The following is an 11,463-nucleotide window of genomic DNA, read 5'->3' as shown; positions in this document are numbered from 1 at the left end:
GATCGTGGAGATAACTATGGTTCGTTCGACAAACGAGGCGAGCGTCAGCCGGTTTTTTCCCGGTGGTCTCCGGATTGTTCTAGTCGGCACAGTCGCTCTCGTGGCCGCGGTGGGAGTTATGTGGTCGGATTTACTCGCGGCAGGGGTATTCGGTGCGAGTCCCGACAAGTCACTCACCCTGGTCGACGCAAGCTGGGGGCTGGGCGCGTTCGCCCTGGTAGTGCTCATTGGGTGGCCCACAGAAGCCAGATGGACCTCCTACTTAGGAGTAGTTGGAGTGTTGATTCAAGCTGCGGCGGGCTTAGCACTGCAATCAAGTCTCGGATTCAGATTCGACTCGCAGGGACTCTTGGTGTCAGCGCTGAAACTGGTTCTCGTTCTGTCCTGTGCAGCTGCCGCTGCTTGGGGCTTGCATAGGGCGCGTACACCTAATCATCAAACATCCACTTTGGCCGTCTCTGCATTCGCCGCAGGGGCTTTAATCGCAAGCGTTTGGCTAGGAATGTCTGTGTGGTCAGCTCTCGGAATGGCGGTTCTTCTGATGGCACCACTTGTAGCACGACACGCGAGTCTCGGCTGGGTTTGGCTCAGACCGGGAAGAAGACGGTCAGTCATCATCGTCCTGACTTTCGCTGTCGGGGGTTTTCTTGCCAACCTTGTCCTCTTCAGCCTGCCTTGAGAATGGCGATGCCATGAGTGATCGGTGAAGCGGACGAGAAATGAGCAAGAAACGGGAGCAACGACGGGCATGCATCACGGCTCCCACCACCTTCCGGTGGAACCTGATGGCGGTGGAGGTTCTCGCCTCACCGGGTGAGCCGGCGGTTGCGGCGGTGTCGACGACGGTGCGCTACACCTCCGGGGCGGTGCTGAACGGCGACGACGAGACCTTGCAGCGCACCCTGTCACTGCCGGGCGGGGTGAACGTCTCGTTCGAGGCGGATGCCAGCCAGAAGTGGAACTACCCGAACCTGCACGGCGACAGCATCGTCCAGGCCGATGGTGCTGGTGTGCGGGGTGGCACGCGGGCCACCTATGACCCGTTCGGGCAGCCGATCGACCCGGTGACCGGCGACATCGGCACCCTGGACGCGGATGATGCGGTCGCCGACACGACCCCCGGCGAGGCCGACAACGCGTGGGTTGGTGGGCACCGGAAGCTCTACGAGCATCAGGGTGCCATTGCGACCATCGAGATGGGGGCCAGGCAGTATGTGGCCGCGCTCGGCCGGTTCCTGGAGGTCGACCCGATCGAGGGTGGGGTCAGCAACGCGTATGACTACCCGGCCGACCCGATCAACAGATTCGACCTGACCGGCCTGCTAACAGCCGACTCCGCCGAGCACTACGTGCGCGATGGTGGATATGTCGTAGGCATGAGCGGAGGTCAGATCACCGCGACCCTCAGAAAGAACGTCTACAAGAAAAATGGCCCACTGCTACCGAGCATCAACGCGCCGGGGCCCATCGCAAACGGCGGATCGGTGACCACTGGGTTCCGCTGTAATGGACAGGCGGTTGGCAAGGGCGCCGCCATGACTTGCGGTCAGGTTCTGGAGCACCCCGGATCGATCTGTGACTATTACTGCGAGCGAACTTGGACCACCTTCTGGCCATTTGCGGTTGATATTCTGCCGACAGTGATCGAGTGCGTTGCCACAAAGGGTCGGTGCGAACCCGACCCGGAAGATCTGGGCTCCGCCGGACCGAGCGCTCAGGTGTGGTGGGACGCGGAAATGACCTATCTGAGGCGGGTTTACATCACCCACGAACCGCGCTACTACCGGAACTAACGGACGAATGGACCAATTGATGAACGCTGGACCGAGACGACTCCTAGAACGAGCGAACGTTCCTCCGGCAGCCATCGTTGCCCAACTCGGCATGGTTCTGGCGACGTGCATCACCGCTCTGCGTTTTGTCGCCCTGCTCGTTGCCCCGGGTGGCGATGCGCATCCGAGTGATGTGTCGGTGCCAGTAGTTGTCGTTTCCGGGCTGATCAGCGTAGCCATCGCTTTACTCGCGGTGATCTCCCTGAAACGAGGCTGGCGCGGCGCGGCGATACTCACCACGCTAGTTGGCATCTGGGGCTTCCTCGAGCTTTTTACATATGGAGACGCCTTAGCTTTGTTGTCAGCCGCAACCGGACTCGCAGCCGCGGTTGCCTCGTGGACTCCATCTGCGCGCAGGTATGGACTCGAGGTAAGGCGGGCCCGAGCTACATAGAGACGCAGCCAGCCTCGATGAGGACGCAGCATCTGCGTGGTCGGCAACTTTGGTCAACACTGGGGTATCCGGGGCCACACCGGCGCTAGCTCTGAGTTGCAGCAACCGCCTCTCCGCAAGCACGGGGCTCCCCTCAGCGACCTGCGGGAATGACCCGGCGGCACCACCTCACGAATCAATCTGGGAGCGCGTGGGAGCTGAAGAAGGCGCACGAAACCGAAGACACACTGGTAGGAGGGCACAAAACCCTGCAAAAGCCCTACAACTGACCGCGATTATTGCCCTCCTCACCTGATCAGCGATGGCTGATTTCGCTTCAAATTGCTGGTCAAAGCTCGACATGGCCGCTAACGGCAAGAGGCAACCTAGGTTTCAAATCCCTCCGGGCGCACCACCAAACAGCCCCGTGATCTCAGCGATTACGGGGCTGTTTTGGTTTCGGTGGACTAATTTAATGTGCGTCGTTCGCCGCCGCGGTCGCCGGTAACCCGCTGGTCTCCTGCCTCCGACCCGGTCGGCACCATCACCGCCACCAGCGACCTCTTGGGCCGGTCGGTGTCCTCGACCGATGTGTGGGGCACCACTACCCCGGCGCACGAGGCCCTCACCGGGCGGGTACTCTCCGCGGCAACCGTGCTGCCGGATGCGAGTTCTCGTACCCAAGCCATGCGCGGCATCCTCCAGACGGATGGTGATCGGCTCTAGGCGTGGACTTGAGGCAACTAGCTCAATGTGGGGGACCACAGAAGTCAACTCGTTGACCTTGTGAGCTCGAGATGTCGAGATGGTGCGCTGAAACGCGGGAGAGCGGGAGATCCGACCTCTGGACAAGAATACCGGCGAGGCAAGACGGGCCCGATGGCCCGCTATTGTCACTGCTGGTTGCGTCCTTAGTTTTGTTGGTTCGCGAGTTCTCGTTGAGGTCAATAGAGCCCGCACCGCGGAAGATGCTTCTGAATCTCATTGTTGCCCGACGTCTGACGCCGTTAGCCCAAAAGTCAGGCCGGAGCTAGTCCTGCGTCCGGTGGATCAACCGCGACAGCACGATCGCCGAGCGGGTGTGGTCGACGTTGGGCGCGAGGCGCACGCGCTCCAGGGCGTCCTCGAGCGAGGGGATGTCGCGGGAGCGCATGTGCACGATGGCGTCGGCCGAGCCGGTGACGGTTCCGGCATCCACGACCTCTGGAATTCCGGAGAGGATGCGGCGCAGCTCGTCGGGGGCGACCGTGCCGCGGCAGAAGAGCTCGACGTAGGCCTCGGTGGAGAGGCCGTCGACGGCGGGGTCGACCTGGATGGTGAAGTTGCGGATCACTCCGTCGGCCACGAGCTTGTCGACGCGGCGCTTGACCGCAGAGGCCGAGAGCCCGATGACCTCGCCGATGTCGCCGTAGCCGGCGCGGGCGTTGAGGCGGAGGCGATCGATGATTCCGTAGTCGAGACTGTCCATCAGGGAAGCCTATGGCGATTTCTTGTGTCGATGCGACATCCCACGCTTGTTTGGTGCGCACTGCGGCCAGACATTGCCTGATAGTGCGTGTGACACTGGATTCATGACTCTTGTGAACCCCTCCACCGACGCGCCCGCCCGCCAGGCGACCAAGCGCACCGTGCTGATGTGCCGCCCGAACTACTTCACGGTCGTGTACCGCATCAACCCGTGGATGGACCCGCAGCTGCCCACAGACACCGCCCTCGCGGTGAGCCAGTGGGAGGAGCTCTACCGCACCTACCTCGACCTCGGCTTCGACGTGCAGCTCATCGACCCCATCGACGGGCTGCCCGACATGGTCTACGCGGCCAACGGCGGCTTCGTCATCGACAACATCGCCTACGGGGCGTCGTTCACCTACCCGGAGCGCCAGCCGGAGGGCCCCGCCTACATGGACTGGTTCCGTGAGGCCGGCTTCGACGTGCGCGTGCCAGAGAACGTCAACGAGGGGGAGGGCGACTTTCTGCTCGTCGGCGACCGCATCCTGGCCTGCACCGGCTTCCGCAGCGCCTCGAACTCGCACGAGGAGATCGCCGGCATCTACGGCCGCGAGGTCGTCACCCTCAACCTGGTCAACCCGAGCTTCTACCACCTGGATACGGCGATCGCCGTGCTCGACGACACCAACATCGCCTACCTCGAGAGCGCGTTCGACGAGGAGTCGCTGGTGAAGCTGCGCGCGCTGTACCCGGATGCCATCCTCGCCACAGAGGAGGACGCGGCGGTTCTCGGCCTCAACAGCTACAGCGACGGATACAACGTCGTGATCGCCTCGCGTGCGAAGGACTTCGAGCGCCAGCTGCGCGAGCGCGGCTACAACCCCATCGGCGTCGACCTGTCCGAGCTGCTGCTCGGCGGCGGCGGAGTGAAGTGCTGCACCCTGGAGCTGCGCCGATGACCGTCGCAACGCAGTACGACGCAAACCTCACGCACAACTACCACCCGCTCGAGGTCGTGGTGGCGAGCGGCGAGGGCGCCTGGGTGACCGACGTCGACGGCAAGCGCTACCTCGACTGCCTCGCCGCCTACTCCGCGGTCAACTTCGGCCACGGCAACCCCGTGCTCGTGCAGGCGGCCAAAGACCAGCTCGACCGCATCACCCTGACGAGCCGCGCCTTCCACAACGACCAGCTCGGGCCCTTCGCGTCGGCGCTCGCCGCGCTCGCGAAGAAGGACATGGTGCTGCCGATGAACACGGGAGCAGAGGCCGTCGAGTCTGGCATCAAGGTCGCGCGCGCCTGGGGCTACCGTGTCAAGGGCGTGCCAGAGGGCATGGCGAAGATCATCGTCATGGACGGCAACTTCCACGGCCGCACCACGACGATCATCAGCTTCTCGAACGACCCGGAGGCGAAGGCCGACTTCGGCCCGTACACGCCCGGCTTCGTGAGCGTGCCCTACGGCGACTCCGCGGCGCTCGAGGCCGCGATCGACGCGAACACCGTCGCGGTGCTGGTGGAGCCGATTCAGGGCGAGGCCGGCATCCTGATTCCGCCGCCGGAGTACCTGCGCGACGTGCGTCGCATCACCACGGAGCACAACGTGCTCTTCATCGCCGACGAGATCCAGTCGGGGCTCGGTCGCACCGGCGCGACCTTCCAGTGCGACAACGTCGGCGTCGTTCCCGACCTCTACCTGCTCGGCAAGGCACTGGGCGGCGGCATCGTTCCCGTGAGCGCCGTTGTCGGCAACCACGACATCCTCGGTGTCATCGGCGCGGGCCAGCACGGCTCGACCTTCGGCGGCAACCCCCTCGCCGCGGCGGTCGGGCACGCGGTCGTCGACATGCTCGCCACCGGCGAGATGCAGGAGCGGGCCCGGATGCTGGGCGAGCGTCTGCAGGCTGGCATCCGGTCGCTCATCGGCCATGGCGTCGTCGCGGTTCGCGGCGCCGGACTCTGGGTCGGCGTCGACATCGACCCCGCGCTCGCGACCGGGCGTGCGGTGTGCGAGGCGCTCATGGAACGCGGGGTGCTCGTGAAAGACACCCACGGATCCACGATCCGCTTCGCCCCGCCGATCGTCGCCTCGGAGGAAGACCTCGACTTCGCGGTCGAGCAGCTGCGGGCGGTGCTGGAGGAGCTCGCCTGAGTCGAGTCGCACGCCAGTGCCGCGCGCGTGCGAGCGTCAGTCGTCACCCGGTTGAGGGGGAGCGCAGCCGGTCGCGGGTGAACTAGCGTACGTTACAGAGACTCGCGTTACGCCCGCGGTCTGATTGCCCGGCGCATCAGCGTCCTGTTTTTGCGCACGCGGCGTTAGACGATCGGGTCTTCGTGACTGGCACCGCCTCTACTCTCCTCGCGCGGACGCGCACGAGTGCGGGGCCGCTCGTCGTGCTGCGCAGTGTTCTCGCGACCGTTCTCACGACCGTGGTCGCGCCGCTGCTCGCCGTTGTTGCGCTTTACCTGCTCGGGATCGTCGTCGGCGACAACCTCCTGTCGACCGGCTCGCAACTGGTCGGCCAGGCCATCGCCGTCAACGTGCTCCTGTTCTCGATCGCCGGAGCCGCGATGTCGCTCGGCATGCTCACCGTGACCGTGCTGCATTTCGCTGCACACGCAGCAACTCCGATCGGAGTTCTGCGCGCTGCGGGTGCGGTGCTGAGCGCTGCTCCACGCCTGCTTGCCGTGCAGGCGCTACTGCTCATGTCGGGGCTGGTCGCGGTCCTGCTCTGGTTCGTGCTGCCCTTCATCGGAGTCGCGAGCGCGGTCGTGCTGCGACGGCGCCATCGCCGTGGCGGCGGCGCAGGATTTGGGCCCGGAGCTCGAGTCGCCCTCCTTGGCTCGATCCCATTCCTGCCCGTGCTCGCGATCGTCGCGCTGGCCGTGGCGTCGATTCCCGCAGCTCTGTCGCGGCCCAGCTCGGTGCGCGCGCTGGTGACGATGTCGATCGACAGCCTGCGAACACACAAGCGCGCACTGCTGGCATTCACTGTGATCTCTGGCGGACTTTCCGCTGGACTCACGCTTATCGGAACCGAGGTGGCAACGGCCGACGCCGCGTCACTCGAGGCGCTCCTCCTCAGCACGGTACTTCTCGCCAGCCTCGTGTGCGTGCTGATGATCATCACCGGTGCCGCTCTCGCGATCCTGCTGCCCCCATCAGCGAGCGCGATCGAGCGACGAAGCTCGACAGTGGGCTCGCGGAGGCGCGCTCGCGGCCTGATCGCCCCCACCGCCGCGGTTGCCGCACGCGTCGCGGTCGTGACGGTCGTCGCGCTGTTCTCGACCCTCATCCCGTCGCCTGCGCTCGCCGACACCGTCGAGGAGCCCCCACCCGTCGTCGAGCCCGCCGCACCGCTTGAGGCGCCAGCAGAGCCAGCGCCGATCGAGCCGCCTGTGGAGTCCGCTCCGGCGTCACCGCCGGCAGCGCCTGAGACCGCTGCGTTCGCTGCCCCGAGCGGCTTCTCGACCGTTGTCCAGCCGATGCTCACGGGCTCCAGCCGTATCGGCGAGACCCAGTACCTGTCCCTGTCGGTGGTTGCTCCGGACGAGTCCGAACTGCCGCTGACAAGCGGCACGGTGTCGCTCTACCTCGATGACCTCGACCCTCTCACCGCGGATCCGAAGATCAGCGACTTCTTCCTCGAGTACAGCGCATGGGACTTCGCCTTCGCGACCGACGACCTGCCAGCCGGTACCGTCTCGCTCCGGTTCGAGTTCGACGGCACGGAAGGCTACGAGCCCTCAGCGACGACTATCTCGCATGACTTTCAGAAGGCGTCGATCCGCTACACGTCGATGCAGCTCTCGCCCAGCAGCGGCGAGGTGCAGTTCGGCGCTCCGAGCAGCCTGACCCTGACCCTCGAGAGCGTTGTGGACGGCGATGCCCAGCTTGAGCTCTACTCGGCGGATTCCAGCTTTGTGCTCGTCTCGACGCAGTCATTCTCGATAGTCGATGGAAAAGCCACCGTGGTCATCGACCTCACCGGCAAGTTCGCGCCCGGGTCCCGGTACATCAACTGGAAGATTCCGGAGACCGACACATACGGGCTCATCGGCTCCGAGGCGCCGGGCTTCACCGTGACCGCTACCTCAACCACGCTCGACCTCGCCGTGCCCCGCCAGTCGGTCGGGTCACGCACAGAACTGCTGGCGACCGTGACCGGCGCCGACGGCATCCCGGTGCCAAGCGGCGTCGTCGCCTTCTATGCGGATGGGGTGAAGCAGGGCGAGTCAACCGTCCACAACGGCGTCGCGGGCTGGCTCCACACCTCGCCCGTCATCGCAGAGGTGACGTGGCGGGCGGTGTACCAGCACCGTGCCGCCGGGGGAGGGTTCGAGTCGTCCGAGGATTCGGCGACCGTTGACGTGATCGGCGCCTCCCCATCGACTCCGAGAAGCTCGTGGACTGACTCGACGCCAGAGAACACCGTCGTCTCCCTTACCTTCCCGACGTACGGCAGCCACCCGGTTCCAACGGGTGTCGTGCGGCTGCTCAGCCTCGACGGAGCCATCCTCGGTGGCGGAGTGATCGTCAACGGCGTCATGACGGCCAACATGGCGGTGATGCCCGGCGGCACGCTGTTCAAGGCCGAGTACTCCGGCGACTCGATCTGGACTCCGACGACCTTCTTCCTCACGTCGCACACGCCCGCTGCGTACCTTCCGACGGTGACCCTCACCGGTCCGGCGACGGGTGTGCTCGACGGGTCCATCGTGCTCGGCGTGACAGTCTCCGACGTGCCGGTAGGCCTCATCGAGCGCGTCGAGCTGCTGCGCACCTACCCGAACGGCGAGACGGAGACTGCGGGATCCTTCAACCTGCATGGCGGCAGCTCCGGGGTCATCACCGTGGCCGAGGGCATCAACTTCGAGTTCACCTACACCGCCCGGGCTACCTTCACCGCGGGTGCCAATGCCGACACCACGACATCCGACCCGCTTGTGGTTCAGTGGTCGAACCCTCCGGCCCCTCAGCTCACGCTGTCGATCACGGATGACGGCTCCATCGTCGCGGGCGACGTGATTCCGGTCACGGTGACCGCATCCACTCTGTCGGGTGGCGGCACCGGCATCCCCAGCGGAACCGTGGCGACGATCGGAACGGTCGGGCTGTACGGCATCACGCCCTTTGGCACCGTGACCCTGACAACTGCCGCCGACGGGCTCTACGGTTCGACGACGATCTCGCGCCCCATCGGCGGCACCGAGTCTCTTGTGGCGGTGGTGAGTTACGGATCCCGGCCATGGGTGGCGCAGAGCGCTCCGGTGTCGCTGACGGTTGCCCCGCCGTCTGGCACGATGCAGCTCGTCGCCTCAGGATTCGAGCTCGGCGCCCTGGCAACGGTCGAGGTCATCGTGCGGCCGTCTGGCGCCGAGCGCGACTCGGCGTACTCCGGGCCTGCAACCGTCTCCATCGATGGCGTCGAGCAGACCGTGTTCCTCACCCGGGCCGTAGCCAGCGGCACGTTGCGTGGAACCGCGTCCGTCTTCATCCACCGCGCGGGCGACTTCGCAATCTCGGCGACGGCCGGCGGCGACGGGGTGCGCCTCGATGCCACGACCGCGAGCACCTCGGTGTCGGTGCAGCGGGCAGCGAGCACTACCTCTCTCACCTTCCGGGGCACGCAACCCGCCAGCGCTCAGCCGTTGCGTGTCTACACGTCCGTCTCGTCCGCGGCAGGCGCGCTGGCTCCGTCGCCGACGGGCGCTGTCAGCATCACCATCTGGCCCGCCGACGTGTCATGCGTTGTGGTTGACGCCGCCTGCGACTTCCCGGCGGAAAGCGTGCGGAATGGCACAAACACCCTCATCGCCACCTACGGGGGCGATGCGAACCACCTCGGTGGGGCCGCGCAGCTCGAGTTCGAGGCCCGACCTCGCGTGGCGTTCCTCAGCTACGAATCCTCGCCGACGGAGTGGGTGACCGGCGGCGACATCCGGTTCACCTGGTCGGTGACCGCGACCGGGTCGCTCGCTCCGATCGGCCGCGTTGACGTGCGCTACGGGTCCGCGTACTGCTCGGCATCTGTGGCGACCGGCACCTGCACGCTTACCGTGCCGCTGCCGCCGTCGGGGATATCGTCGGAGCCGCTCGATTTCTCGATCGCCTTCATCTCTGCCGACGACCTTCCCGGCGTGAGCCATACCGGCGTTCAGCTGCCGAAGGACTGCTTCCTTCCTGCGAGCTACAACTCCACGATTGCTCTCGAGTACGGGAGCACGTGCGAGCGCGCCGGCAGGACGGGCTACACCACGGGAAGCGTGCTGCTCGTCACGCACGACCCGGTGGCGTCGCCGATGGCCTTCGACCACTGGATGGTCGACGGCGTCAATGCCGGCACTGGCCCGACGCTGCGACTCACGGTGAGCCTTAGCCACTCGATCACCATCGTCGAGAAGTACGAACCTGTCTGCTTCACGCTGACGCTGGACCCGGTGTCGAACTCGTGGAACGCCGAGGACGTCGTGCGCCACGGCAAGACGTCAGACAAGTTCAAGGGCACCATCGTCTCGACCACGACTCCGAACTGCTCGCACCCGACCACGCCGACCGCTGACGACCTCGCCGCCGCGCGGGCGGGCATGCCGCGATACGCCGCCGGCACCGAGGTCATCCTCCGGGTCAATCCTGTCGGAGGGACGCCGGAGTACGTCATCGACACCGTGACCGGTGGGACGGCCCTCACCGCAGACAAGAGTGTGGTGTCGGTGGTCATGGATGCCGACAAGGCGGTGTCTGCAACCTTCAAGGTGCGCGACTGCAACACGATCGACCTACCCGCCCTCGAAGGCGGGAAGGTGACCGTCACGGCGCTGTACCGACCGGAGTCGAGCGCGTATCTGAAGCCGTGGGATGGCAGCTGCACCACGTGGAACGGCAAGCCCGGCTGGGTGCCCGGCACGGTGATGTCGTTGACGGCCACGCCGAAGGCCGGCCTGTACTTCGGCCAGTGGCGAGTCGGCTTCGCAGCGGCTGACCAACGCCTGAACACCGTGCTTCCGCTCACGATCGTCGGCGATGCGCCGCGAGGCGCCACCGCTGGCGCGCCAAACACGATGTCGTTCACGATGCCCGCGACCGCCGCGGGCGTGCCCCGCATCGACGCCCAGTTCTTCGAGGTGCGCTGCGTGGCGGTTGTCATCGAGTCCCAGTGGCCGATCAGCTCGCAGGCATACACGCCATTCACCTACCGCTCCCTCCAGAGTGAGTCGGTCGACCAGCTGCGGTGCGGCGGCAGGACGACGAGCACCGAGCTCGTCTACTCCTCCGGCCTCTACGAGACCCGGCGCCAGACAGACTGGTTCGTCGGCTCCGCCCGAATCGCGCCGGTGGCGTCTACTGCGCGAGCGCCCTTCGGCATCGACCACCTCACCGGGGCTGCGATCACGAAGAACCAGCCGGTCGGCGAGCTCGCATGGGACGTCGACAACATCTTCGCTGTCGACAAGGAGGGCGTTGGCGTCGACGGGCCAGAGCTCAACCTCAGCTTCGCTCCAACGGGCATGACAGTCACGGCGCAGTGGACGAACAACAACTGCCGACCGATCGTCTTCGCGAACCCACAGGGCGGCGAGGTGCAGATTCGCAACGACTCCTCCAACGTGTGCCCAGAGGGATGGGCCCTCCTCGACCAGAGGATCAGCTTCTGGGCCAAGCCCGTGGCTGGCAGCGCCGTCGTGCCGATCTTCTCCGTGGAGGACTGGTCGTACACCGCCGAGCGCCTGCCCAACTGGGGGGGGGGGGGGGGGGGGGGGGGGGGGGGGGGGGGGGGGGGGGGGGGGGGGGGGGGGGGGGGGTGGGGG

5 protein-coding genes and 1 pseudogene are annotated in these 11,463 nt (G+C 65.9%); 5 read left to right on the top strand and 1 reads right to left on the bottom strand.

Annotated features, from left to right (window positions below; genetic code table 11):
• Positions 1-719: 719 nt before the first annotated feature.
• A complete protein-coding gene (locus tag AC14A7_RS08550; protein WP_484008131.1) occupies positions 720-1,793 on the top strand; it encodes an RHS repeat-associated core domain-containing protein in 1,074 nt (357 codons plus the stop codon).
• An 889-nt stretch (positions 1,794-2,682) separates the two neighbouring features.
• On the top strand, positions 2,683-2,931 hold the full coding sequence (locus AC14A7_RS08545; protein WP_484008130.1) for a hypothetical protein: 249 nt from the start codon (positions 2,683-2,685) through the stop codon (positions 2,929-2,931).
• Between the two features lie 304 nt (positions 2,932-3,235).
• On the opposite strand, the gene AC14A7_RS08540 is transcribed toward AC14A7_RS08545, so the two are convergent.
• On the bottom strand, positions 3,236-3,673 hold the full coding sequence (locus AC14A7_RS08540; protein ID WP_484008128.1) for an Lrp/AsnC family transcriptional regulator: 438 nt from the start codon (positions 3,671-3,673) through the stop codon (positions 3,236-3,238).
• 103 nt (positions 3,674-3,776) lie between these two features.
• On the opposite strand from AC14A7_RS08540, the gene ddaH reads away from it, so the two are divergent.
• The 3 genes and pseudogenes from ddaH to AC14A7_RS08525 form a co-directional block, all read left to right on the top strand.
• Positions 3,777-4,613 (top strand): dimethylargininase, encoded by an 837-nt coding sequence (gene ddaH, locus AC14A7_RS08535; RefSeq protein ID WP_484008127.1) that lies wholly within the window; start codon positions 3,777-3,779, stop codon positions 4,611-4,613.
• Positions 4,610-5,806 (top strand): ornithine--oxo-acid transaminase, encoded by a 1,197-nt coding sequence (gene rocD / locus AC14A7_RS08530; protein ID WP_484008126.1) that lies wholly within the window; start codon positions 4,610-4,612, stop codon positions 5,804-5,806. Before ddaH ends, rocD begins: the two co-directional genes overlap by 4 nt.
• Before the next feature lie 182 nt (positions 5,807-5,988).
• A pseudogene (locus AC14A7_RS08525) lies at positions 5,989-11,463 on the top strand (hypothetical protein); the annotation flags it as partial.

The organism is Conyzicola sp. (genome assembly GCF_057073975.1).
The sequence above is the reverse complement of the archived record's forward strand: the minus strand, read 5'-3'. Positions and strand labels throughout refer to the sequence as shown.

Bases quoted from the DNA above. Each gene is read 5' to 3' on its own strand.
- AC14A7_RS08550 (WP_484008131.1), top strand. From the start codon at position 720: ATGAGCAAGAAACGGGAGCAACGACGGGCATGCATCACGGCTCCCACC.
- AC14A7_RS08540 (WP_484008128.1), bottom strand. From the start codon at position 3,673: ATGGACAGTCTCGACTACGGAATCATCGATCGCCTCCGCCTCAACGCC.
- ddaH (WP_484008127.1), top strand. From the start codon at position 3,777: ATGACTCTTGTGAACCCCTCCACCGACGCGCCCGCCCGCCAGGCGACC.
- rocD (WP_484008126.1), top strand. From the start codon at position 4,610: ATGACCGTCGCAACGCAGTACGACGCAAACCTCACGCACAACTACCAC.